Raw genomic sequence first — 23,708 nt, 5'->3', positions numbered from 1 at the left:
GATTAACGATGGCTACAGGTAAGATCGTACAGATCATCGGTGCGGTAGTCGACGTAGAGTTCCCACAGAGCGAAGTACCAAGTGTATACGATGCTCTGAATGTTGTTGAAGCGAAAGAGCGTCTCGTTCTTGAAGTTCAGCAGCAGCTAGGCGGTGGCGTAGTTCGCGCAATCGTAATGGGTAGCTCTGATGGTTTACGTCGTGGACTGACAGTGGAAAACACTGGCGCTCCAATCTCAGTACCAGTAGGTACTAAGACTCTTGGTCGTATCATGAACGTTCTAGGTGACGCGATTGATGAGTGTGGTGAGATCGGTGCTGAAGAGCACTACGCAATTCACCGCGAAGCACCAAGTTACGAAGAGCAATCTAACGAAACAGCTCTACTAGAGACAGGTGTTAAAGTAATCGACTTGGTTTGCCCATTCGCTAAGGGTGGTAAAATCGGTCTGTTTGGTGGTGCAGGTGTAGGTAAGACCGTTAACATGATGGAACTTATCAACAACATCGCACTTCAGCACTCTGGTCTATCAGTATTCGCTGGTGTTGGTGAGCGTACTCGTGAAGGTAACGACTTCTACCACGAGATGCAGGAAGCGGGCGTTGTAAACGTTGAGAATCCTGAAGAATCTAAGGTAGCAATGGTTTACGGTCAGATGAACGAGCCACCAGGTAACCGTCTACGTGTTGCACTGACTGGTCTGACAATGGCAGAGCGTTTCCGTGACGAAGGTCGTGACGTTCTACTGTTCGTCGATAACATCTACCGTTACACACTAGCAGGTACAGAGGTATCGGCACTTCTAGGTCGTATGCCATCTGCGGTAGGTTACCAGCCAACACTTGCAGAAGAAATGGGTGTACTTCAGGAGCGTATCACGTCAACGAAACAAGGTTCTATCACCTCTGTTCAGGCGGTATACGTACCTGCGGATGACTTGACTGACCCATCTCCAGCAACAACGTTTGCTCACTTGGATGCAACGGTTGTACTTAACCGTAACATCGCAGCTATGGGTCTATACCCAGCGATTGACCCATTGGATTCGACATCTCGTCAGCTTGATCCATTGGTTGTTGGTCAGGAGCACTACGACATTGCACGTGGCGTACAGTCTACACTTCAGCGCTATAAAGAGCTGAAAGACATCATCGCTATCCTAGGTATGGATGAGCTTTCTGAAGAAGATAAGCAAATCGTATCTCGTGCGCGTAAGATTGAGCGTTTCCTAACTCAGCCTTACCACGTAGCAGAAGTATTTACAGGCGACCCAGGTATTTACGTACCTCTTAAAGAAACTCTACGCGGTTTCAAAGGTCTGTTGTCTGGTGAGTACGATGACATTCCAGAGCAAGCGTTCATGTACTGCGGTACTATCGACGATGCTATCGAGAATGCGAAGAAGCTATAAGGCTAATTAGGAGGCGATATGGCAGCAATGACCTTTCATCTGGATGTAGTAAGCGCAGAGAAAAAACTGTTCTCTGGTCTTGTTGAAACATTTCAGGTGACCGGTAGCGAAGGTGAGCTGGGTATTTATCCTGGGCATACACCGCTGCTGACCGCTATCACGCCTGGTATGGTACGCGTTGTGAAACAGCACGGACACGAAGAGGTTATTTATGTCTCTGGTGGTCTTATCGAAGTTCAGCCTGGTACAGCGACTGTACTGGCTGATACAGCGATTCGTGGTGAAGATCTAGACGCGGCTAAGGCAGAAGAAGCCAAACGCAAAGCTGAGGAGAGTATTCATAATCAGCACGGCGATATGGACTTCGCGCAAGCGGCCAGTGAGCTGGCTAAAGCCATTGCTCAGCTTCGAGTTATCGAACTGACCAAAAAAATACGCTAACCATTAGCGCAGCGATTAAGGCGACCTTAGGGTCGCCTTTGTTTTTTCTGTCGCTTACTTCATTATTTTTTGAGCAATTTGGCTCTACTGGTTGAATAGGCTCTCGTCACTTTTCTTAAACTTAACCATCCTTTTGCATTAAATTCGTGCCATTTCTTTAACAGACAGTGAAATTCACGCTAAAATCTAGCACTTAACAACAACGTCTCAGGAACCACAATATATGAAGTTCAGCGCGGTTATCCTCGCAGCGGGTAAAGGCACTCGCATGTATTCTAATAAGCCGAAAGTTCTGCATACCTTAGCTGGCAAACCCATGGCGAAACACGTGATTGACACTTGTTCAGGGTTGGGCGCTCAAAACATTCACTTAGTGTACGGTCACGGCGGTGACCAGATGAAAACGGTATTAGCTGAGGAACCTGTGAATTGGGTTCTGCAAGCGCAGCAGCTAGGTACCGGGCATGCGGTGAATCAGGCTTCTCCAGAATTTGCTGACGATGAAAAAGTGCTGGTATTGTATGGCGACGTTCCGCTGATTTCTTCTGAGACTATTGAAAATCTGCTAGAAGCCCAGCCTACAGGTGGCATTGCATTACTTACAGTAGTTCTGGACAACCCAACGGGCTACGGTCGTATTGTTCGTAAGAATGGACCTGTTGTGGCGATTGTTGAGCAGAAAGACGCCACCGAAGAGCAAAAACTGATTAAAGAAATCAACACTGGCGTGATGGTAGCGACGGGTGGGGATTTGAAACGTTGGCTTGCCAACCTGAAGAATGAAAACGCACAGGGTGAGTACTACCTGACAGACGTCATTGCTGCGGCTCACGATGAAGGTCGAGCGGTAGAAGCAGTTCATCCTGTTAGTCCAATCGAAGTTGAAGGGGTGAACGATAGGGCGCAACTAGCTCGTTTGGAGCGAGCTTACCAACAGGCAAATGCACAGAAGCTGCTTGAACAAGGGGTGATGCTGCGTGATCCAAATCGTTTTGACTTACGTGGTACTTTACAGTGTGGCATGGACGTCGAGATTGATACCAACGTTATTATCGAAGGTAACGTTAGCTTGGGTGATAACGTTGTAATTGGCTCTGGCTGTGTGCTGAAAGACTGTGAAATTGACGATAATACAGTCGTTCGTCCATACAGTGTGATTGAAGGCGCTACCGTGGGTGAAGAGTGTACGGTTGGTCCGTTTACTCGTCTACGTCCAGGTGCAGAGCTTCGTAACGATGCTCACGTCGGCAACTTTGTTGAAGTGAAGAATGCTCGCTTAGGTGAGGGCTCAAAAGCTAATCACCTGACTTATCTGGGCGATGCGGAAATTGGTCAGAGAACTAATATTGGTGCTGGCGCTATTACCTGTAATTACGACGGTGCAAATAAGCACAAAACCATCATTGGTGATGACGTATTTGTCGGCTCTGACAGCCAACTGATTGCCCCAGTAACGGTTGCCAACGGCTCAACCATTGGTGCAGGTACGACAGTGACCAAAGACGTCGAAGAAAGTGAGTTGGTGATCACCCGCGCTAAAGAGCGCAAGATTGCAGATTGGCAGCGCCCGGTTAAAAACAAGTAATCACGGTTTTATCTAGTGAAAAGGCTGACGATTGTCAGCCTTTTTTGTTTTCTTAGTGTTAGTTTCTTGGTATTAGCTTCTTGGCGTTAGTTGTTTGGTATCGCGATTCGCTTTTCCAACCAGCGAACACATTGGGAGACAAATAAAATCAGTATCAAATACTCGATAACTAAGAAAGTATAGATTTCCAAAGGTAAGTACTCATTAACCACCAATTCGTTGGCTCGCCTTGTCAAATCACTCAAGCCAATCACACTCACCAGAGAAGACATCTTCAAAATATAGACAAACTGATTACCCAGAGGGGGCAGTATCTGCCGGAAAGCTTGCGGCAAAATCACCAGGCGCATTTTTTGCCAGTAATTCAATCCCAGTGATTCCGCGGCTTCATGCTGACCACGAGCTATTGCCTGAATACCTCCTCGGAACACCTCTGCCATGAAGGCACTTTCAGCAATAGTGAGTGCGATGACGCCTGCTGCAAAGTAATCCAGAGACACATCTAAAAGAGTTGGTAAGCCGTAATAGACCCAAAGCAGGAGGACTAGTACGGGGATAGAGCGTACGGATTCGACATAGACTCGGTTAACAGCCCGCAGCGCTTTTTTCTCGCTCAGAGCTGGTAAAGCGACGATCAAACCCAGCAACATAGCCAGAAACATACTTATCAGAGAGATATAAATCGTATCTTCAAAGCCTGCGATTAAGAATTTCAGATTAGTGAGACCCTGTTCAGTCGTTGGGTCTAAAACATACCAGCCCCATTGGTAGTCACTGCATCCTGAGAGCAAGAAAACGGATAAGGCAACAAAAAGCGAAGACAAGCGCACAATATTTATAACCAAACGCTAAAAAATGTTCAAAGATGTTGCTATGTTATCAGTGTTGTCGAGAGAAAACGTTGTTTTTTCGAACATTTAAGAAGGAATTAAAATGAAAAAGTGGTTATTAAGTGTTGGCGTATTGCTATTGGGGCTTGCTCAAGCCCAGGCTGCCAGCCGTTTACATGAAATTTTAGACGCCGGAGTGTTGCGTGTGGGAACCACTGGTGACTGGAACCCAATGACAATGAAGAACCCTGCGGATAACAGCTACCGCGGTTTTGACATCGATGTCACGACAGAGTTAGCAAAAGACCTTGGGGTCAAAGTCGAGTATGTCGCGACTGACTGGAAAACTTTGGTGAATGGTGTGACGGCCAATAAATACGACATTACGGGAAGTGCTTCCTTAAATATGTCTCGAGCTAAAGTAGCGGGCTATAGCCAGCCATATTTCTACTTAGCATTCGTGCCAGTGATACAGAAAAAAGACCTAGGTAAGTTCGCTGACTGGAGTGACTTTGATAAGGCGGATGTTCGTGTCGCTGCGACACTGGGCACAGTCCAAGAAAAAATGGTGAAAGACTTTTTCCCGAACGCTAAGCATGTGGTGATTGAAGCACCTGCACGTGACTTCCAAGAGCTGTTGGCACGTCGCGCTGATGTTTCGGTGACATCAAATGTGGAAGCGGCAACTTTGGTTGAGAAGTTCAAGCAACTGGCTATTGTTCCTGTGAAAGAGCCTCGTCGTCCAACGCCTATTTCTATGCTACTTCCTCAAGACGACCAAGTGTGGATAAACTACGTCAATCACTGGGTCGAGCTTAAGAAAACGCAAGGGTTCTTCAAGAAAACCGCAGAGAAGTGGGGGCTGAAAAGCCTGTAAGTAAGCCGATTGAGAGAAAGGAGCATTGCGCTCCTTTCTTTTTGTCTTCTACTTTTCTTCTTGAGCCACCACACGAGAGTTGTCTGGTAGGGTAAAGTGCCTCGCTGCTTTCTTGTTAGACACAAAGTACCCCGTCCACAATCCTATCAAGCACACAAGGATCGCAAACCCAGTGATAGTCAACGCCATACTGGCATAAGTAGCAACCACAGCACTGGCGATGCCACTGACACAAATTTGTAAGCTATTTTGAAGCCCAGCTGCGGTGGCCGGGCTCTGTTTGGCACTGGATAACGCTCGGTTGACCACTATAGGGTAAAGAGCCCCATTGGCGATGGCAATAAAGCAAAATGGTACTAACAATGGATAGATGGTCGTTAACGTCCATTGTGTCGCCATGAAGACCAATAATGCAGACACACTGAACAGCGCCAGTAATTGTTTCAGTACCAATTCATCGCCGTATTTCGCAACACAACGTTTGCCCAAATATCCACCCACCATAAACGCGATAGTTTGAGGGATAAAGCTGAAACCAATGTCTTTCGCGTCGTAACCCAGTTTAGCCATGATTTCCGGCATACCCGTCAGATAAGCGAAGAATGCTGCCGAAGCCATGGCGAACATCATCACATTGCCAAGATAGATTCGTGAACCCATTAACGATTTGATGTCTTTACCCATGCTGGTGGTTTTCTTTTCTGTATGAGTATCTACTTGCTTTAACGTGATTAGGACCAAAATGATAGCCAGCACGGCCAAAACGACAAAAATGCTCCGCCACCCAGAAAGATTCAACAACGCAACACCAAGTTGAGGGGCCAGAGCAGGAGACAAAGCCACTAGCGGCATGATGGTAGCAAAAATCTGTTGGCTGACTTTTACCTCGTACTGTTTGATGACCATTGCTTGCCAGATAACAGCAGGTGCACACACGCCCAACGCCTGAATAAATCGAAGCAATTGCAATTGCCAAATGCTGGTACACGCTGCCAGTGCCAGTGAAGAGAGACCAAATATCACTAACCCAAAAATCAGGGTGCGCTTGTGACCGTAATTGTCGCTCGCCAGTCCCCATAGAAATTGTCCTGCCGCCAATCCTGCCAAAAAGACAGACAGAGACATTGCGATCGATTCGGGACCAGTTGCAAAGTCATGTTCCATGGCTTTAAAAGCGGGTAAATACATGTCCGTTGCGATGAATCCCAACATCGAGAGGAGGGCTAAATAGAAAAGTTGAAACTTAGTCGCTTTCATCTTTTTACCGTTCAAATTATTTGTATGATTGAAGATGGTTTTTCTTTGAAACCAATTGAGGTAATGATTCTATTTTTGGATATACCAAACGATAAGCGCTATATTTTGTAGTTATCTATCAAAAAAATTGAAAGCAAATGTTCTCCAAACAGTCTTTAGAAATGCTGGATACGGTCGCTCGGATGGGCAGTTTCAGCGCGGCTGCTGAGCGGCTTCACAAGGTCCCTTCAGCCATCAGTTATAGCGTTCGGCAGATAGAGCAAGAGATGGGCGTATTGCTGTTTCGTCGATTGCCGAGAAAGGTAGAGTTAACCCCTGCGGGTGAGACGTTCATCCAGCATGCCAGGCAGATGCTTATCCAGATGGAAGATGTGCGAGCGCAAACCCGACGTGCCGCTCTGGGCTGGCATCAGACGCTTAAACTGACATTGGATAATGTGGTCAAGCTGGATAAGTTGAAGCCCCTGATTGAAGACTTTTACCAGACGTTTGATTTTGCCGAGCTGCAAATCAACATGGAAGTGTTTAATGGCTCGTGGGAAGCCATATCGCAAGAGCGCGCAGATATTGTCCTTGGTGCGACAGCTGCCGTGCCTGTCGGAGGGGATTTTGGTATTCGACCCATGGGTGATTTGGAGTGGGTATTTGTGATGTCGCCGGCTCATCCTTGTGTATTGGCTGAATCATTATGTGAAGAGACGGTGAGCCCTTTTCTTGCGATTTGTTTGGATGATACTTCTATCGTATTGCCGAAAAGGCACAACTGGCATTATCGACAACAGAGACGCATTCTATTGCCTAACTGGTTCAGTGCTATTGAATGTCTGAAAAATGGTGTCGGGGTAGGGTATATGCCCAAACACATTGCCAGCGGATATTTGGCACGTGGAGAACTGATAGAAAGAGAAATAGAGACCTCAGAAAACAGCCCTATGAGTGCATGTTGTATGGTCTGGCGTCAAAATGAAGATCATCGGTTGAGAGACTGGATGATCAACTACTTAGGGAACACAGATACCCTTTATCGGGATTGGATCGAAAGTTAGAAAAAACGAGGCAAAGCCCCGTTTTTTTGTTAAGAATTACCGTTAAGAAAGGAAGAACTGATATGACGGGTTATCCGACTCGTCTTTGCACTGATAACCAAGTTCCCTTAGGTGAGCCGAGAATCGAGACAAGTCCGATTCATCCAGTTCAAAGCCACACAATACCCGACCGTAATCCGCGCCTTGGTTACGGTAGTTGAACAGGCTGATGTTCCAGTGTGTGCCTAGTGTACTCAAGAACTTCACAAGCGCACCAGGGTATTCCGGGAATTCAAAGCTGTACAAACGTTCTTTCAATGGCTTAGACGGTTTGCCACCAATCATATAGCGGACGTGCAGTTTCGCCATTTCATCGTCAGACAGATCAACTACAGGATACCCGCCATCACGCAGATCCTGAATGACACTGTCGAGCTCTTGTTGACCCTCTTGCAGCCGCAGACCAACGAAAATGTTGGCAAGCTTGTCGTCGTTATAACGATAGTTAAACTCGGTAACCGCTCTGCCGCCAATCAGGTTACAGAACTCAAAGAAAGCACCTTGACGCTCAGGAATAGTCACCGCCAGTAAACCTTCACGTTTCTCACCCAACTCACAACGCTCTGAAACGTAGCGCAAGCCGTGGAAGTTGGTGTTGGCACCGGATAACACGGTTCCAAGCTGTTTGCCTTGTAAGGCATTCTGCTCGGCAAACTTTTTCAACCCAGCTAACGCCAGCGCACCAGATGGTTCGGCAATCGCACGAGTGTCTTCAAAAATGTCTTTGACTGCAGAGCAGATCTCGTCACTTGAAACGCTAACGTGTCCGTCGATGTATTGCTGACACAAGCGGAAGGTTTCCTCGCCAATGCGCTTTACCGCGACACCATCAGCAAACATGCTGACTTGATCCAAGACCACTGGCTCACCAGCATCCAGTGCGGCTTTGAGGCAAGCAGATTCTTCTGGCTCTACCGCAATTACTTTGATTTCTGGCATCAGTTGTTTTACGAGCACTGCAACGCCTGCTGCGAGACCGCCGCCACCTACCGGGACAAAAATGTAATCGAGATGACCATTTTGTTGGAGCATTTCCATACCAATCGTGCCCTGACCCGCGATCACCATAGGATGATCGAAGGGTGGTACAAAGGTATATCCGTGTTCTAGAGAGAGTCGCTCTGCTTCAGCTTTGGCTTCATCAAAGTTATTACCATGAAGAACCACATTGCCACCAAAACTTCGAACTGCGTCGACTTTGATGTCTGGCGTGGTTTTGGGCATTACGATGGTGGTTTGAATGCCGAGCTTAGAGCCTGACAGAGCCATACCCTGGGCATGATTACCAGCGGATGCCGCAATAACCCCCGCAGCCTTCTGATCGTCAGATAAGTTCGCGACCATGTTGTAAGCGCCGCGAAGTTTAAACGAGTGAACGGGCTGGCGATCTTCTCGTTTGATTTGAATATGGTTGCCAATGCGCGCGGAGAGCCGTGGCATCTCCTGAAAAGGGGACACCATTGCCACTTCGTATACCGGAGCGCGCAGGATTTGGCGCAGATATTCTGCGCCAGTTTGAGTGGTCAGTGTCATAAGCTAGCCCTCTAGCTTAGATTTGTCGCGGACGGCGCCCTTGTCTGCACTGGTTGCCAGGCTGGCAAACGCTTTAAGTGCAAAGGAAACTTCACGCTCACGATTTTCTGGTTTCCAGCCCAGTTCGTCTTGTTTGGCTCGACGAGCTGTCAGTTCTTCTTCGGATACTTCCAACGAAATGGTTCTGTTAGGAATATCAATCGCGATGATATCGCCTTGTTTCACCAATCCAATGGTGCCACCGCTTGCCGCTTCAGGTGAGGCGTGACCAATAGAAAGACCAGAAGTACCACCGGAGAAACGACCGTCGGTAAGCAGAGCACACTCTTTGCCTAGTCCCATCGACTTAAGGTAAGTCGTTGGGTACAGCATTTCCTGCATGCCCGGACCGCCTTTTGGTCCTTCGTAGCGAATAACGACCACGTCGCCAGCTTTTACCTTGCCACCTAGGATGCCTTCTACCGCCGTTTCCTGACTTTCGAATACCACAGCAGGACCAGTGAATTTCAAAATGCTTGCGTCTACACCAGCGGTTTTTACGATACATCCATCAAGGGCGATGTTGCCTTTTAGAACCGCCAGACCACCGTCTTGGCTGAATGCATTCTCTTTAGTACGAATACAGCCGTTTTCACGGTCGTCATCAAGACGATCCCAGCGACAGTCCTGAGAAAATGCTTGAGTGGTACGAATACCTGCTGGACCTGCACGATAGAATTTAAGAATATCAGCGTCTTCAGTTTGCATGATGTCGTATTGCGCTAACTGCTCTTCCATAGATAGACCCAGTACCGTTCGGGTTTGGTTGTTCACCAAGCCAGCACGATTCAGCTCACCAAGAATCGCCATTACACCGCCAGCACGGTGCACGTCTTCCATATGGTATTTCTGAGTAGAAGGCGCCACTTTACATAAGTGTGGTACGCGTCGAGACAAGCGATCAATGTCTTCCATATCGAAATCAACTTCGCCTTCCTGCGCCGCAGATAGCAAGTGCAAGATGGTGTTGGTGGAACCACCCATCGCAATATCCAGAGCCATGGCATTTTCGAACGCTTCAAATGAGGCAATGTTGCGAGGCAGAGCCGTTTCATCGTCCTGCTCATAGTAGCGTTTGGTCAGTTCAACGATGCGACGACCCGCATTCAGGAACAGGGATTCACGGTCAGCGTGGGTAGCTAGCATTGAGCCATTACCTGGCTGAGACAGACCAAGTGCTTCCGTCAGACAGTTCATTGAGTTTGCGGTAAACATACCGGAACAAGAACCACACGTTGGGCAAGCAGAACGTTCAATTTGCTGGCTTTGTTCATCAGATACGTTTGGATCGGCACCCTGAATCATGGCGTCGACCAGGTCTAGCTTGATGATTTGATCGGATAGCTTTGTTTTACCCGCTTCCATCGGTCCGCCAGACACAAAAATGACTGGGATGTTGAGGCGCATGGCTGCCATCAGCATTCCCGGAGTTATTTTGTCACAGTTCGAGATACATACCATGGCGTCTGCACAGTGCGCGTTGACCATGTATTCCACAGAATCGGCGATCAAGTCGCGCGATGGCAGGGAATACAACATACCACCGTGACCCATTGCGATTCCGTCATCAACGGCAATGGTGTTGAATTCTTTGGCGATACCGCCAGCTTTCTCAATTTCCCTTGCCACCAGTTGCCCCATGTCTTTGAGGTGTACGTGACCTGGAACAAATTGGGTGAACGAGTTAACTACCGCAACGATAGGTTTTCCGAAATCTTCTTCTTTTACGCCAGTGGCACGCCATAAGGCACGTGCGCCAGCCATGTTACGACCATGGGTTGTGGTGGCGGATCTGTATTTTGGCATTGTTCTACTTCCTTACTTCGCTGGTGCATTCTCTGGATATACGTAATCCAGCCAGCCCCACTTGTCCTCTGTGGTGCCGTTAAACAACCCAAAATAGGCGTCTTGCATTTCTTTTGTAATCGGACCGCGTTTACCGCTGCCCACGTCAATTTTGTCTATGGTGCTCACTGGCACAATTTCCGCTGCAGTACCCGTCATAAAGACTTCATCTGCTAGGTATAGCGCTTCACGAGCAATGTTGGCTTCACGTACTTCGTAGCCACGATCTCGCGCTAGCGTCATGATGGAGTCACGAGTGATACCCGGAAGGATCGCACTGGTTGCTGGCGGTGTGGTGATCACTCCGTCTTTTACAACAAAGATGTTTTCACCCGCCCCTTCAGAAAGGTAGCCGTCAACGCTAAGCGCAATACCTTCATCATAGCCATGACGACGGGCTTCACCGCCTACTAGCAATGAAGATAGGTAGTTACCACCAGCTTTTGCTGCAGTAGGGATGGTGTTAGGTGCGGCACGATTCCAGCTTGAAATCATCGCATCTACACCGTTTTCCAATGCTTCTTCACCTAAGTAAGAACCCCATGGGAATGCCGCAATGATCACCTCCATTTCGGTGCCTTCCGGTGGACATACCCCCAAGCCCACATTGCCAACAAAACCCAATGGACGGATGTAAGCGTTATCCAGCTTGTTCTGGCGCAGAGTCTCACGAGTGGCTTCCATGATTTCCTCAACTGTGTAAGGAATAGGAAAGCGGTATATTTTTGCAGAATCTTTTAGGCGTTTGGCGTGCTCTAAGTGGCGGAATACGATTGGTCCGTTTGGTGTGTTGTAGCAACGAACACCTTCAAACACGGAAGTACCGTAGTGCATGGCGTGAGTCAAGACGTGAACGTTCGCCTCTCCCCAAGGAACCATTTCACCATTGAACCAGATGTAATCAGCTGTCTTTTTTGTCATGTTCGCATTCCTTCCTTAAGCACAAACTTTTTGTTGTAAGTTGTTATTGGGCAATTCGTCTCTATTGATTTCCGTGACCTCTACAGTGCGAATGTCCCACAGCTTTTCTATCTGATTGATAAGAGTGGTGATAGGGCGGTCGCTATCGACGATGATTTCTACGCTGGCAACCTTGCTTTCGTGGTTTTGAGTCGCAGCAACCTGCTTGATGACAAAACCACGGTGGCGAACCACACGAAGAACACGTTCCAGCAATACAGGCTTATCATCGGCTTTGATGTCCATTAAGTAACGTTGCATCAGGTGTTCTCCAGCATGTCATTGTTTGAAGCGCCTGGTGGAACCAGAGGCCATACATTTTCTTCTTCGTCGATCAAAACGTGCAGTAAGTAAGACGTTTCGCTTTCCAGCATCTCTTTTAGTGCTGGCTCAACTTCTTCTTTCTTGGTGATGACCTTGCCCGGAATACCGAATGCTTGTGCCAGCATGATGAAGTCTGGGTTGTCATCAAGAATGGTTTCACTGTGGCGACCATCGAAGAACAGCGATTGCCACTGACGAACCATACCCAGACGCTGGTTATCCAGAAGCACCATTTTCACAGGAATCTGGCGGCGCTTGAGCGTTCCCAATTCCTGAACGTTCATCATAAATGAACCATCCCCAGATATAAGGATAGACTGGTCATCAGGACGTGCGACTGCCGCCCCCATTGCAGCTGGAAGACCGAAACCCATAGTGCCCAGACCGGCAGAGCTGATGAAGTTTTGCGGCTCACGAGCCTGAATGTGCTGCGCTGCCCACATTTGGTGCTGACCAACATCGGTCGATACCATGGAAGAGTCAGGCATCATGTCGGAAAGCTGTTTAAGCAGAAGAGGGGCAAAAATGAGATCGCCAGGGTGGTCATAACGCCATTTGAATCCGCTTCTTAAACTTTCACTGTGATGAACCCAAGGAGAGATATCGTGGGACAACTCAAGTTGAGGAAGGATGACATTGATGTCACCACGAAGTGCCGCGTTAGCGGTTCTTAGTTTATTAAATTCAGCGGCATCGATATCGATATGAATTACTTTGGCGTGAGGCGCAAAGGTATCAAGTTTACCTGTCACTCGGTCATCAAAACGTGCACCGACCACAATCAGAAGATCAGATTCCTGAACCACCAGGTTTGCCGCTTTGGTGCCGTGCATACCCAGCATGCCAAGATAGTGAGGATCGTGCCTTTCGATGGTTCCCAGCCCTTTAAGGGTGCTGACAGAAGGCATAGGGTTAAGACGCAGAAACTCACGAACGGATTCTGTCGCGTTTGCCAATTGAACACCGCCACCGACATATAAGACAGGGCGCGTTGCTTTAGACAGAAGTTCTTGCGCTTGTGCTACGGCTTCAGGATCAACAACTGGGATTGCTGGTGGCTCGAAATGAGGAAGGATTTCTGTTGGAGCCTGAGCCAGTTGAACGTCTTTGGCGATATCGACGATAACCGGTCCCGGACGACCTGTTTTCGCTACTTCAAAAGCTTCGGCAAGAGTGGGGGCGAGCTCGTTGATGTCAGTAACCAGGTAGCTATGCTTGGTACACGCCAATGACATGCCAATCACATCCATTTCCTGGAATGCGTCAGTACCTATATGAGAACTGGCAACCTGACCGGTAATCGCAACCAGAGGCACCGAATCTAGAAAGGCATCCGCCAGACCGGTAACCAGATTTGTGGCACCTGGTCCGGATGTTGCCATACAGACAGCAACGTCTTGTGTTGCACGCGCCATACCAATTGCTGCCATGGCAGCGCCTTGTTCATGGCGGCATAGGATGTGCTCCACACCTCCATCATATAACGCGTCGTAGATTGGCATAATGGCACCGCCCGGGTAGCCAAATACCGTTTTAATTCCTTCTTGCTGCAGAGCCGCAACAACCAATTCTGCTCCTGTCATTGCTGCTCTCCTGCGGTTTGCGAGGGACGAAACGGCTTCATCCCTTTACTGCCTTGGCACATCGTGTGCTCCCATTCTTCCTGTATTAACCTGATTTCATTCGGTTAATGATGTCTTAAGTTATAAAAAAACCCCCGAGCTTCTCAGCGCGGGGGTTTTTGCTATTCTGTGGTTATTTTCTGCCCACAATCCCCCGCGCGGTACTAATAATGACCACGATAATCAGGGCAACGAGTGCGTTAGTGCGAGCAGATAATTTCATTAATTCTAGTTATTCAAAAGTTGTGAATTTGTTTGCGTTTCTAGTGGTAACACAATCCTTGGTTACATGACAAGCAAAAAGTAAGACTTTTTTCACATTTATTGCGTGCGGAAAAAGGATATACAAGAAATAGTCTTTAAAAATTAATTAGTTATAAATTTGTCATTGTTTAAATAGTAGGCAGGGAAGCAACATGGCGTTAGCGATCATTCATAGCCGGGCGTGTGTAGGAGTGGAAGCTCCAGAAGTGACGGTTGAGGTTCACATTAGCAACGGAATGCCAGGGTTTACGTTGGTAGGATTACCAGAAACTACTGTGAAAGAATCCCGAGATCGGGTTCGCAGTGCGATTATTAATTCAGGCTTTGAGTTTCCAGCCAAGCGAATTACGGTCAATCTGGCTCCCGCTGATTTACCGAAAGAAGGTGGAAGGTTTGATTTACCCATAGCGCTGGGTATTTTGGCGGCATCAGAGCAAGTTGCCATTACCAAACTAGGTCAGACCGAGTTTATTGGTGAACTGGCTCTTTCGGGTGAGCTTCGGTCTGTCAAAGGCGTGTTACCAGCGGCGTTAGCCGCAAACCGGGAAAATCATTGCTTGGTTGTGCCCGATGCCAATGGTGATCAGGCAGCGCTTGTAGGGGCGGATGTTCACAAATCGGCAGCCAATTTACTCGATGTGTGCGCTGATTTGTGTGGGCAGAAAACACTGGGATTATTTCAAACCCCAGAACTTCATTTTGCAAAGGAATCATCACGATGCCTGCAAGATATCATTGGTCAGCAGCAAGGTAAGCGAGCACTAGAAATTGCCGCTGCGGGTAATCACAATTTGCTTTTTCTTGGACCACCCGGCACGGGGAAAACCATGTTGGCGTCGCGACTGTGCGATTTGCTGCCCGACATGAGCGAAGATGAGGCAATGGAAAGCGCTTCGGTTGCTTCTCTCACCCAACAAGAGATAAATCAGTACAACTGGAAGAAGCGTCCATTCCGTTCCCCACATCATTCGAGTTCTATGGCAGCACTGGTTGGCGGTGGATCGATTCCCCGTCCTGGTGAAATATCTTTAGCTCATAACGGTTTGTTATTTTTAGATGAGATGCCGGAGTTTGAACGAAAGGTTCTGGATTCACTCAGAGAACCACTGGAATCCGGTGAAATCATTATTTCTCGCGCCGCGGGGAAAACCCGTTTTCCTGCCCGATTCCAGTTAGTTGGGGCATTGAACCCTAGCCCTACGGGGTACTATGAGGGGAATCAGGCTCGAGTGAACCCTCAGACGATCCTGCGGTATTTGGGGCGACTATCAGGGCCTTTACTTGATCGCTTTGATATGTCACTGGAAATACCGGCACTACCGAAAGGTACGTTATCAGAAGGTGGCGATCGCGGAGAGCCGACTCAGGTGGTGAAACAGAGGGTCAACTTTGCCCGAGAGAAAATGCAGGCTCGCAGTGGAAAAGTGAATGCGCTACTGGGTACACGTGAAATCGACAAATACTGTCCTTTGCACAAGCAAGATGCAGAGTTTCTGGAGAACGCATTGCACCAACTCGGGTTATCCATACGCGCTTATCATCGAATCATCAAAGTGGCACGTACCATTGCAGATTTGTCAGGAAGCCCTCAAATCGAGCGGCCACATATTGCTGAAGCGTTGGGTTATCGAGCGATGGACAGATTAATGAAGCAACTGACGGCTCAGGCGGTATAAAAAATGCCAGCGTTTGCTGGCATTTTTTAAAAGTAAGGTGGAATTAGAAGCTGTAGTTTAAGCCCGTAGCCACAATCCAGTTACTGCTGTCATAAAAATCGATGTTTGAAGAGACATTCTCATAACCACCGAAAGCGACCAGAGAGGTATTCTCCCAGTTCATGAAGTTCTGATACTCATAAGCGAGGAACAGCTTGAGTTGGTTGTCGTCACGGGTTTTGTCAAACACGGGGTTTACATCGTCGTAACCTCTGTTCATGTAAGAAACAGTGGTTGCGATCTGGTGTTGACCTCTTAGCATCAACACGGTCAGGTCTGCGCCTATCCCAGTATTCTGCATGGCAGAGCCGTCGGCATTACGCTGAACGTATTTCAATGAAGGCATCAGGAATGTCGTGCGGCTGAGGGGAAGAAACTTCTCTACCTTTGAATAGTAGACATTTCCTTCACGAGCCAGCTTCTCTGCACCTGAAGCCAGCTCAGAGCCCGACGTTTCCTTGTCGATATTGATTTGACCGTAAGCGAAATCAAAATTGAGTCCCCAAAGTGGCGTTTTCTTCAGTTGTAAGCGGTAAGCCGTACCGAACTCTTTAGTTTCTTTTCTCGAACCCACCAACTGATATGGATCTTGCCATACATCAGATTGCAATACACTTGGCAAAGCCGCAACACTCCATGTCATACCGGATGGCAGTTCATTACGATAACCGAGCTCAAGTGCTAATGTACCAATAGCAACGTCCGCACGTGACGTACCGATGAACACTTGATGGTTTCGCTTATCTCCGAAGGTGTATTGCAAATTTCCGAGAGGGGCAATGAGCTCTTTATTTTGCGTTGGGGTTTCCCCTTCTACACGTTGAGCATCGGCTTCTGTGTTCAAATTGGAAGTCTGGCTGGTGTATCCAACATTAATAGCGACCTCGCCACTGATTCCATTTCTATCGTTCAGTTCTGCCTGTACGCCATAAGAGGCAAATAACGCTGCAAGTACAACACTTAACGATTTTCGTTTCATGATATTTCCTTTATCTAATGTTGCGAGATCTGTTTTTGGCTGAGAGTACAAGTGATCATGTTAATCCGTAGTTAACTCATTATTCCATGACAGCATACGAAAAATTCGACAAATCAGACCATTAAATAAATGGATTACATTAAGATGACAGCACAGTACAATATTGCACCGTTTTATTGGCTCGGTTCACTTTCCAACACTTATAGCGTCTATGTTTGGTTATCTTCTTCTTATCATCAATGTTTCGCTCGTTATTCTTAATTCCGCTATGTGCTCGATTCCAATAGTTATCTTAGCGCTGGTAAAGCTTCTGCTCCCCGGGCAAAAGCTTAAAACGCAAATTACCCGTGCAGCCAACTTTTTCATGTGGCTATGGGCGACTGTGAATGGTTTGATTCTGTCTGCGTCTAATCGCGTAGAGTGGACGATTGAGGGGGGAGAAGGGCTGAAAAAAGACGGTTGGTACCTGATGATCAGTAACCATCTAAGCTGGACTGACATTGTAGTGCTTTGCACTGTATTCAAAGACAAAATCCCGATGCCGAAGTTTTTTCTTAAACAGCAACTGCTGTACGTACCATTTGTAGGTATGGCTTGCTGGGCGCTGGACATGCCATTTATGCGCCGTTACTCGCGAGAATATCTGATTCGTCATCCTGAAAAGCGCGGTCAGGATCTGGCAACGACCAGACGCTCCTGCGAGAAGTTTCGCCACCTGCCGACTACCGTGGTGAATTACGTGGAAGGGACTCGCTTTACCCAGGATAAACAGCGCAAATCAAAAGCACCTTATGAGTACCTGCTGGCACCAAAGTCAGGCGGTATCGCATATACCCTTGCCGCCATGGGCGAGCAGTTTGACAACATTATCGATGTAACTCTTGCTTATCCAGAGAATGTGAATTCGCCTTTTAAGGATATGCTGATGGGAAGAATGAAGCGCATTGAGGTGAGAATCCGCACCATTCCGATGACAGAGGAAGTTCAGGGGGATTACTTTAATGACAAGCCTTATAAGCGCCAGTTCCAGCAATGGCTGGGGGATGTTTGGCGACAAAAAGATGAAGTGCTAAAGAATATTTATCAAAGCCGGTAGTTCTGGATATGTCATGCAACAAAAAAGGAGCCTAGGCTCCTTTTTTTCTTAGCTCGTTGTAGCGAAGTGTTATTTCAGCTTCAGCAGGTAGTTAACCAAATCGAAGTACTGGTCCAGAGACTCAAGACCTTCTGTATTTACCAGGTACTTATTGTTTACCACTACTGCTGGCACGCCACGCAGGCCGCTATTTTGGAACTGCTTGTCGAAACGGCGAACCATTGAATCTACGGCAAAGCCTTTGTATGCCGCATCAAATTTCTTCGCATCAACACCTTCATCCAGGAAGATTTGGCGCAATTCAGCTTCGTCTTTTGGTGGCTTACGCAGGTTGTGAATGCGGTTGAACATCACTGGCACCATTTTGTCTTCCACTTTTAGCGCAACCATGGTCGCGTAAGCTTTGCTCATTGGTGCACCCATGTTGCCACCCATAAAAGAGACGTGGTTCTTAACCAGTTTCGCATCTTCAGGGATTTTCTTTTTCAGTTGCTGGATGATTGGCTCAAACGAGTTACAGTGAGGGCAATAAAAAGAGAAGAACTCGGTAACAGTCGGGGTTTTAGAGGCTTCTAAATCCAGCACTTTGTAATTGGTGCCTTCCTTAAACTGCGCAGCGTGAGCGCTGACGCTCAATACAAGTGTTGCGACAAGTGCAAACAGCTTTTTCATTGTGTACTTACTCCATTATTACTTTTCTTAATATTGTGGCATCAGAGTCAGAGAAGGTTCATCCAGCGCCGCAATTTGTTCTTTGAATGCCAGTACCTGACTTTCCCAGTACTTTGGATCATCAAACCATGGGAAGGCAGCAGGAAACGCCGGATCTTGCCAACGCCTGGCCAACCAAGCCATGTAATGTACCATTCGTAGACCGCGCAAAGGCTCAATTAGTTTCAATTCATTGTGATTAAAGTTACAGAATTCCTCATAACCCTCAAGAATGATATCCAGCTGAGCCAGTTTGTCGTGGCGCTCCCCATTAAGCAGCATCCACAGGTCTTGTACCGCAGGTCCGTTTCTCGCATCGTCTAAATCCACAAACATGGGACCGTCGCGCCATAAGATGTTTCCCGGGTGGCAATCCCCATGTAAACGCTGCAGGTTAAAATCCGAGTGCCAGTACGACTCAATCCTAGCAATGAGCAAATCCAAGTCATTGAAAAAGCTCTGCTCCAAATACATTGGAATCATATTGGATTGCTGCAACACGGTTCTTGGCTGGTACAGGTACTCGTCTAATCCTATCGTGGGTCGATGCTTGAAGTGTTTAGTTTGTGCAACTTTGTGAATACGCCCCAAAAAACGACCGACCCATTCCAGTTGTTCAAAGTTGTCGACTTCGAACTGGCGCCCACCCACACTCTCAAACAGAGTGAATAAGTAGCCTTGGTATTCGTGCAGCGTATTGCCATTGATTCGTAGTGGCGGTGCAAGGGGGATATCCTGTTCGAGCAATTCAAGCGCGAAATCGTGTTCTTCCTGAATTTGCGCTTTGCTCCAACGTGAAGGACGATAAAACTTCACCACATATCGACGGCGATCTTCATCGGTAAACTGGTAAACCCGGTTTTCATAGCTGTTCAAAGCCAGCAGACCGGATTCTGCGCGAACACCGATACTTTCTAATGCGTACCACATGAAGTCAGGGGTCAGAGCTTCGAAGTTAAAAGCGTTATCAGACATACAAAAGAAAGGCGCATTGCTGCGCCTCATTCCATCTCAGAAAGTCTAAAGCTTTTTAATAAACCGGCTTTCGACTTCAACAGTAAATTGGTCACTGTCCGAGAGTATAAACTGAATCTTTGAGATAGGAGAGCTAAGTTTGTCTGGGTCTGCCCCCAGGCTGAGTGGAAGGTTCAATACTTCACCGGGATTAACATGTACCGTCTGAGCGCCATACCAGCGAACGTCGCTAAGCCCTTCTACACTGAGCGTGTATTCTTGTCGCTCTTGAGTTTTATTGATGATTTTTAGCGTGTAGGTGTTTTCCACCAGCCCTTCGCTGTTCATCCGAAATAGTTGATTTCTATCTCGTAATACTGACATCCCTGCGGGCTCAACACTGGCGATCTGGAACAGAAACAGACCCGTCATCAGTATCATCACCACACCGTATCCCAGTAATTTAGGACGCATAATGTGGGTTTTATGCCCCGATAAGCGGTGTTCCGTGGTGTAACTGATGAGCCCTTTTTCGTAGCCCATGCGATCCATGGTTTTGTCACAGGCATCAATACAGGCACCGCAGTTGATACACTCGTACTGCAAGCCATCCCGAATGTCGATGCCAGTCGGGCAGACCTGCACGCAGAGATCGCAGTCGATGCAGTCACCAAGCCCAAGTGATTTTGGATCGGCTTTGCGTGAGCGTCCGCCTCGGGTTTCACCTCGCTTGGTGTCGTACCCTACGATGTAGGTGTCTTTATCAAACATCGCAGACTGGAAGCGAGAATACGGGCACATATGAATGCACATGATAGATCGCATCCAGCCAGCATTCCCGTAAGTACAGGCGGCAAAAAAGACGACCCAGAACACCGGCCAGAAACTGGCATTTAAAGTGAAAAAGTCAATCACCAGATCTTTTACGGGCACGAAGTAGCCGACAAACGTGAAACCGGTGATTAAAGCAATCGCCCACCACGCTATATGCTTGAGCGTTTTTCTGAAAACCAGGTTGGATGACAGATTTCCACTGTCTTGCTTGCGCCTTTTATTGGCTGAGCCTTCCAGCTTCTCTTCAAACCAGATGTACATGAACGTCCAGACTGTTTGAGGGCAAAGATACCCACACCAGACGCGACCCAAAAAAGTGGTAAGAAAAAAGAGTCCAAAAGCCGCGATCATAAACAGTAACGCAAGCAGCGTTAAATCCTGAGGATATAAGGTGGTACCAAAGAAGTTGAATTGCTGATTGCCCAGATCAAGCAAAATTGCCTGTCTGTCTCCGTAAGGTATCCATGGGGTTAAACCAAATATGAGCAGTAGAAACCAGCCTCCATATCGGCGAAGCTTTTGGTAAGTACCTTTGCTTTCCCGAACGTAAATTCGGTTACTTGGGTTAAAGCGATCTCCTTTCCCTTTATGTGTTTTGGGATTAAAGGTTTTCGGAGTCACGTCTTTGACATCGATTCTTTCCTGACCCATACAGGTGTCCTTCTTAGGCGTATTGAGGTGAAGGTTCTTTTGCCTTCACTCTTCGACATTGCTACTTATCTTTTATTTTAGTCGCCCTATATTATTCTCACACGATCAAGCCCTTTAACTATCAGGTTTGTGTTGATGAAGAATAAGGCGTAGCTCAAATTGCACACGAATTATACGGGTTTAAAAACATTTATTTTTTTATGGGTATCAAGGTTTAAAAAGAATCTTAGTAACAGTTGAGTAGAAAAAAGGGTAAACAGAGGGCAGGGACAAAAAAGCGGCTGGCGCCGCTTCTGAGAAAGAGGGAGTTAAATTACGCCGCGTGCTTTAAGCAACGCAGTTTTAAAATCGTCTTCCTGATCTTTTGCCAGACCTGGAATCATCTCGTCTTTTTCACTGTTGCGCATCTTAAGGTGATAAATCAGCACATCATCCGTTAGATCTTCTAATTTACCGTCATAACCTGCTTCTTGAGTCAACTTGACGATGAACTCCATTAAATTGAGCTCAGAGTCTTTTTGCCATTCAGGGTGGATCAGTTCAATCAGCTCATTGACGCGGTGACATTTCATTTCTTTCTCCACAATACTTGTGTTGTCTTATGTCGCTAAGTTAACAAAATCTGTTGAAATAAAAAAGCGCAGTCAAAGACCGCGCTTTTCATTAAGCCGCTTCGGTAACTTTATTGTCTTGCTGGCTCTTTTGAGCGTTGCGAGCAACTAAGTTTACTTGTGGAGCCGGTTTGCTGTTAACCGGAGCAGATACAAAACCTGGGCGACGTCGACTCGCACTACGATTCGTGTGCGAAAACCTGACAGGTGTTGGGCGCATTGGTTTACCTAACAGTCAGACACATCCCTTGCCAAATTAATGGCCCGATTCCCTATGAGATTTCTCTCTTCTGGCCGTGCCAATCCAATAGAAAATCAGGAGTAAAGATATGAAATCATATCCGGCTCAGAGAGTAGCACTAATTGTAAGAATGTGCGAATGAAATGCTGGTTTTTTGCTCATTTTTTAGTGAGTCCATTGTTTGAATGTTGCACAAGCCGACCGTACAGGATATGTATAGAAAATAAACGGAACTTTCTTCTGCCAATCATGACCTTATAAAGCAAAGGAAGACCCCAATTTAGAGGAGTTGTTCATGTCATTTTTTAAAAAAACGCTAGCTAGCTTTGGTATTGGCAGTGCCAAAGTAGATTCTATTCTTCAGCAGGAAGTGCTGATTCCTGGGCAAAATGTCAGCATTAAAATCCATGTGTATGGCGGATCGTCGGCTCAGGAAGTTGACAACATCGATTTGAAGCTTTGTTGTCGTTATGTTCGCGAAGTTCCGGCAGACAATGACAAAAGCCACGTTCAGGAAGGAATGCAGACCAAAAAGCAAAACGTGAAATACGCTTTGGCGTCATGGCAACTGCCTTATGCTTTTACCATTGAACCGAGTGAAGAGCGTGTGTTTGATGTAGAGCTTCCCATTCCCTGGAACACCCCAGTTACGATTGGCGATGCCAAAGTCTGGCTGGAAACTGGCTTAGACATTTCCATGGCGATCGACCCAACCGATAAAGATGTATTGACTGTACGTCCTGATCCGTTAATGGACGGGATTTTTACCGCGTTAGAGGAGCAGGGGCTTCGCATCCGTCAGGTTGAATGTGAAGAAGCGAAAGGGTTTGAGCTCCCATTCGTTCAGGAATTTGAGTTTGTCCCGACGACAGGACCTTATCACGGTCGTTGGCGTGAACTGGAAATCGTCGCCTATCGTGATGAGAATGAGCTGAAACTCTGGTTTGAAGTGGATCGCCGCAAAAGAGGCATCGGCGGTATGCTTGCCGGGCTGTTAGGTGGGAATGAACTTAAGCGTCATTTAGCCTTGTCTTCTCAACTTTCAGGGGAAGAAGCGGGCAGACAGGTGTTGGAGTTTTTAGAAAGCTCTACCTGATTCTTTGACGTAAAAATTTAAGCTTACAAGTGTACTCTGAATATGTCATACTGCACCTCTCTTGAGTCGTTACTCTATTGAAGGAGGGGCGTATGACACGTCCTTTAGCGAGTGAATACAGCTTAAATGAAGAAATCGCCAACAGCGTTACTCATGCATTGGGAATGATTTGCGGCATCGTTGGGCTGGTTTTTTTACTGATTAAAGCCGTAGACCACCATGCCGACGCATTGACCATTACCAGTATGAGTGTGTATGGCGGCAGTTTGATTTTACTGTTTCTTGCGTCTACGGTTTATCACGCCGTTCCCTATCGAAAAGCCAAACGTTGGCTGAAAACCTTTGACCATTGTGCGATTTACCTCCTTATTGCGGGAAGCTATACCCCGTTTCTTTTAGTGAGTTTAAGAACGCCACTCGCGATTGGTTTGATGATTGTGATTTGGTCGATCGCCCTGATTGGTATCATCGCCAAAATTGCCTTTGTGTATCGGTTTAAAAAGCTATCGTTGTATACCTATCTGACCATGGGGTGGCTATCACTTATCGTGATTTATCAACTGGCTATTTCATTGGATATTGGCGGTCTGGTCTTGCTGGCAGTGGGCGGAGTGGTGTATTCACTCGGGGTGATTTTCTACGTCTGCAAACGCATTCCCTTTAACCATGCCATCTGGCATGGGTTTGTTCTGGGTGGGGCAGCGTGCCATTTCTTTGCGATCTATTTCTTTGTTGACCCGATTTAA

Annotated in this window: 21 protein-coding genes; 9 read left to right on the top strand and 12 right to left on the bottom strand. The window is 47.2% G+C overall.

Going from position 1 to position 23,708, the window contains the following annotated elements:
• Window positions 1-8: 8 nt before the first annotated feature.
• From atpD to glmU, 3 genes are all read left to right on the top strand, one after another.
• Window positions 9-1,412 (top strand): F0F1 ATP synthase subunit beta, encoded by a 1,404-nt coding sequence (gene atpD, locus QMG91_RS18185; RefSeq protein ID WP_004400253.1) that lies wholly within the window; start codon window positions 9-11, stop codon window positions 1,410-1,412.
• A gap of 18 nt (window positions 1,413-1,430) precedes the next feature.
• Complete coding sequence (locus tag QMG91_RS18180) at window positions 1,431-1,853, top strand: F0F1 ATP synthase subunit epsilon (protein ID WP_004400254.1); 423 nt, start codon at window positions 1,431-1,433, stop codon at window positions 1,851-1,853.
• Between the two features lie 223 nt (window positions 1,854-2,076).
• Window positions 2,077-3,438 (top strand): bifunctional UDP-N-acetylglucosamine diphosphorylase/glucosamine-1-phosphate N-acetyltransferase GlmU, encoded by a 1,362-nt coding sequence (gene glmU, locus QMG91_RS18175; RefSeq protein ID WP_281828070.1) that lies wholly within the window; start codon window positions 2,077-2,079, stop codon window positions 3,436-3,438.
• Window positions 3,439-3,524: 86 nt separating this feature from the next.
• Here glmU and QMG91_RS18170 read toward each other — a convergent pair whose 3' ends face one another.
• Entirely contained in the window at window positions 3,525-4,262 is a 738-nt protein-coding gene (locus QMG91_RS18170; protein WP_409351245.1) for an amino acid ABC transporter permease, read from the bottom strand.
• 109 nt (window positions 4,263-4,371) lie between these two features.
• Between QMG91_RS18170 and QMG91_RS18165 the strand changes: the two genes are divergently transcribed.
• A complete protein-coding gene (locus QMG91_RS18165; RefSeq protein WP_281828065.1) occupies window positions 4,372-5,145 on the top strand; it encodes a transporter substrate-binding domain-containing protein in 774 nt (257 codons plus the stop codon).
• Window positions 5,146-5,193: 48 nt separating this feature from the next.
• On the opposite strand, the gene punC is transcribed toward QMG91_RS18165, so the two are convergent.
• Window positions 5,194-6,402 carry a purine nucleoside transporter PunC gene (punC, locus tag QMG91_RS18160; RefSeq protein ID WP_281828063.1) on the bottom strand — a complete coding sequence of 403 codons (1,209 nt, stop codon included), beginning with the start codon at window positions 6,400-6,402 and terminating at the stop codon, window positions 5,194-5,196.
• A 137-nt stretch (window positions 6,403-6,539) separates the two neighbouring features.
• On the opposite strand from punC, the gene punR reads away from it, so the two are divergent.
• Window positions 6,540-7,448: a DNA-binding transcriptional activator PunR gene (gene punR, locus QMG91_RS18155; protein WP_281828061.1), complete on the top strand. Its 909-nt coding sequence runs from the start codon at window positions 6,540-6,542 to the stop codon at window positions 7,446-7,448.
• 42 nt (window positions 7,449-7,490) lie between these two features.
• On the opposite strand, the gene ilvA is transcribed toward punR, so the two are convergent.
• From ilvA to ilvG, 5 genes are read right to left on the bottom strand one after another with little or no spacing between them, the layout of a single operon-like run.
• The gene (gene ilvA, locus QMG91_RS18150) at window positions 7,491-9,020 is read right to left on the bottom strand and encodes a threonine ammonia-lyase, biosynthetic (protein ID WP_022608417.1); all 1,530 of its coding nucleotides are present in this window, start codon (window positions 9,018-9,020) and stop codon (window positions 7,491-7,493) included.
• Between the two features lie 3 nt (window positions 9,021-9,023).
• Window positions 9,024-10,865 carry a dihydroxy-acid dehydratase gene (ilvD, locus tag QMG91_RS18145; protein WP_281828060.1) on the bottom strand — a complete coding sequence of 614 codons (1,842 nt, stop codon included), beginning with the start codon at window positions 10,863-10,865 and terminating at the stop codon, window positions 9,024-9,026.
• Window positions 10,866-10,877: 12 nt separating this feature from the next.
• Window positions 10,878-11,825, bottom strand: a complete 948-nt coding sequence (gene ilvE, locus QMG91_RS18140) for a branched-chain-amino-acid transaminase (RefSeq protein ID WP_004406522.1) — start codon at window positions 11,823-11,825, stop codon at window positions 10,878-10,880.
• A gap of 15 nt (window positions 11,826-11,840) precedes the next feature.
• Complete coding sequence (gene ilvM, locus QMG91_RS18135) at window positions 11,841-12,125, bottom strand: acetolactate synthase 2 small subunit (RefSeq protein WP_004406520.1); 285 nt, start codon at window positions 12,123-12,125, stop codon at window positions 11,841-11,843.
• Window positions 12,125-13,771 (bottom strand): acetolactate synthase 2 catalytic subunit, encoded by a 1,647-nt coding sequence (gene ilvG / locus QMG91_RS18130; RefSeq protein ID WP_281828059.1) that lies wholly within the window; start codon window positions 13,769-13,771, stop codon window positions 12,125-12,127. Before ilvG ends, ilvM begins: the two co-directional genes overlap by 1 nt.
• 455 nt (window positions 13,772-14,226) lie before the next feature.
• Here ilvG and QMG91_RS18125 point away from each other — a divergent pair, with 455 nt between their 5' ends.
• A complete protein-coding gene (locus QMG91_RS18125) occupies window positions 14,227-15,750 on the top strand; it encodes a YifB family Mg chelatase-like AAA ATPase (protein ID WP_281828058.1) in 1,524 nt (507 codons plus the stop codon).
• A 43-nt stretch (window positions 15,751-15,793) separates the two neighbouring features.
• On the opposite strand, the gene QMG91_RS18120 is transcribed toward QMG91_RS18125, so the two are convergent.
• Window positions 15,794-16,768 carry a DUF2860 family protein gene (locus QMG91_RS18120; protein WP_281828056.1) on the bottom strand — a complete coding sequence of 325 codons (975 nt, stop codon included), beginning with the start codon at window positions 16,766-16,768 and terminating at the stop codon, window positions 15,794-15,796.
• 211 nt (window positions 16,769-16,979) lie between these two features.
• On the opposite strand from QMG91_RS18120, the gene QMG91_RS18115 reads away from it, so the two are divergent.
• Window positions 16,980-17,864 (top strand): acyltransferase, encoded by an 885-nt coding sequence (locus tag QMG91_RS18115; RefSeq protein WP_281828055.1) that lies wholly within the window; start codon window positions 16,980-16,982, stop codon window positions 17,862-17,864.
• 69 nt (window positions 17,865-17,933) lie between these two features.
• Here the strand turns inward: QMG91_RS18115 and QMG91_RS18110 are convergent, their stop codons facing one another.
• The 4 genes from QMG91_RS18110 to QMG91_RS18095 all read right to left on the bottom strand — a co-directional run bounded on the left by QMG91_RS18110 (window position 17,934) and on the right by QMG91_RS18095 (window position 21,586).
• Window positions 17,934-18,536: a thiol:disulfide interchange protein DsbA/DsbL gene (locus QMG91_RS18110; RefSeq protein WP_004406510.1), complete on the bottom strand. Its 603-nt coding sequence runs from the start codon at window positions 18,534-18,536 to the stop codon at window positions 17,934-17,936.
• A 27-nt stretch (window positions 18,537-18,563) separates the two neighbouring features.
• Window positions 18,564-19,550 carry a serine/threonine protein kinase gene (locus QMG91_RS18105; RefSeq protein WP_281828054.1) on the bottom strand — a complete coding sequence of 329 codons (987 nt, stop codon included), beginning with the start codon at window positions 19,548-19,550 and terminating at the stop codon, window positions 18,564-18,566.
• A gap of 45 nt (window positions 19,551-19,595) precedes the next feature.
• On the bottom strand, window positions 19,596-21,014 hold the full coding sequence (ccoG, locus tag QMG91_RS18100; RefSeq protein ID WP_281828053.1) for a cytochrome c oxidase accessory protein CcoG: 1,419 nt from the start codon (window positions 21,012-21,014) through the stop codon (window positions 19,596-19,598).
• Window positions 21,015-21,322: 308 nt separating this feature from the next.
• Window positions 21,323-21,586: a YihD family protein gene (locus QMG91_RS18095; RefSeq protein WP_004406505.1), complete on the bottom strand. Its 264-nt coding sequence runs from the start codon at window positions 21,584-21,586 to the stop codon at window positions 21,323-21,325.
• A 575-nt stretch (window positions 21,587-22,161) separates the two neighbouring features.
• Here QMG91_RS18095 and QMG91_RS18090 point away from each other — a divergent pair.
• Both QMG91_RS18090 and trhA read left to right on the top strand, forming a co-directional pair.
• Window positions 22,162-22,962 carry a sporulation protein gene (locus tag QMG91_RS18090; RefSeq protein WP_281828052.1) on the top strand — a complete coding sequence of 267 codons (801 nt, stop codon included), beginning with the start codon at window positions 22,162-22,164 and terminating at the stop codon, window positions 22,960-22,962.
• Window positions 22,963-23,054: 92 nt separating this feature from the next.
• Complete coding sequence (gene trhA, locus QMG91_RS18085) at window positions 23,055-23,708, top strand: PAQR family membrane homeostasis protein TrhA (protein ID WP_022552149.1); 654 nt, start codon at window positions 23,055-23,057, stop codon at window positions 23,706-23,708.

Source organism: Vibrio nigripulchritudo, from assembly GCF_027924785.1.
GTDB classification, from domain to species: domain Bacteria; phylum Pseudomonadota; class Gammaproteobacteria; order Enterobacterales; family Vibrionaceae; genus Vibrio; species Vibrio nigripulchritudo.
This window is presented reverse-complemented; position numbering and strand designations above follow the sequence as displayed.

Bases quoted from the DNA above. Each gene is read 5' to 3' on its own strand.
- atpD (WP_004400253.1), top strand. From the start codon at position 9: ATGGCTACAGGTAAGATCGTACAGATCATCGGTGCGGTAGTCGACGTA.
- QMG91_RS18180 (WP_004400254.1), top strand. From the start codon at position 1,431: ATGGCAGCAATGACCTTTCATCTGGATGTAGTAAGCGCAGAGAAAAAA.
- glmU (WP_281828070.1), top strand. From the start codon at position 2,077: ATGAAGTTCAGCGCGGTTATCCTCGCAGCGGGTAAAGGCACTCGCATG.
- QMG91_RS18165 (WP_281828065.1), top strand. From the start codon at position 4,372: ATGAAAAAGTGGTTATTAAGTGTTGGCGTATTGCTATTGGGGCTTGCT.
- punC (WP_281828063.1), bottom strand. From the start codon at position 6,402: ATGAAAGCGACTAAGTTTCAACTTTTCTATTTAGCCCTCCTCTCGATG.
- punR (WP_281828061.1), top strand. From the start codon at position 6,540: ATGTTCTCCAAACAGTCTTTAGAAATGCTGGATACGGTCGCTCGGATG.
- ilvA (WP_022608417.1), bottom strand. From the start codon at position 9,020: ATGACACTGACCACTCAAACTGGCGCAGAATATCTGCGCCAAATCCTG.
- ilvD (WP_281828060.1), bottom strand. From the start codon at position 10,865: ATGCCAAAATACAGATCCGCCACCACAACCCATGGTCGTAACATGGCT.
- ilvE (WP_004406522.1), bottom strand. From the start codon at position 11,825: ATGACAAAAAAGACAGCTGATTACATCTGGTTCAATGGTGAAATGGTT.
- ilvM (WP_004406520.1), bottom strand. From the start codon at position 12,125: ATGCAACGTTACTTAATGGACATCAAAGCCGATGATAAGCCTGTATTG.
- ilvG (WP_281828059.1), bottom strand. From the start codon at position 13,771: ATGACAGGAGCAGAATTGGTTGTTGCGGCTCTGCAGCAAGAAGGAATT.
- QMG91_RS18125 (WP_281828058.1), top strand. From the start codon at position 14,227: ATGGCGTTAGCGATCATTCATAGCCGGGCGTGTGTAGGAGTGGAAGCT.
- QMG91_RS18120 (WP_281828056.1), bottom strand. From the start codon at position 16,768: ATGAAACGAAAATCGTTAAGTGTTGTACTTGCAGCGTTATTTGCCTCT.
- QMG91_RS18115 (WP_281828055.1), top strand. From the start codon at position 16,980: ATGTTTGGTTATCTTCTTCTTATCATCAATGTTTCGCTCGTTATTCTT.
- QMG91_RS18110 (WP_004406510.1), bottom strand. From the start codon at position 18,536: ATGAAAAAGCTGTTTGCACTTGTCGCAACACTTGTATTGAGCGTCAGC.
- QMG91_RS18105 (WP_281828054.1), bottom strand. From the start codon at position 19,550: ATGTCTGATAACGCTTTTAACTTCGAAGCTCTGACCCCTGACTTCATG.
- ccoG (WP_281828053.1), bottom strand. From the start codon at position 21,014: ATGGGTCAGGAAAGAATCGATGTCAAAGACGTGACTCCGAAAACCTTT.
- QMG91_RS18095 (WP_004406505.1), bottom strand. From the start codon at position 21,586: ATGAAATGTCACCGCGTCAATGAGCTGATTGAACTGATCCACCCTGAA.
- QMG91_RS18090 (WP_281828052.1), top strand. From the start codon at position 22,162: ATGTCATTTTTTAAAAAAACGCTAGCTAGCTTTGGTATTGGCAGTGCC.
- trhA (WP_022552149.1), top strand. From the start codon at position 23,055: ATGACACGTCCTTTAGCGAGTGAATACAGCTTAAATGAAGAAATCGCC.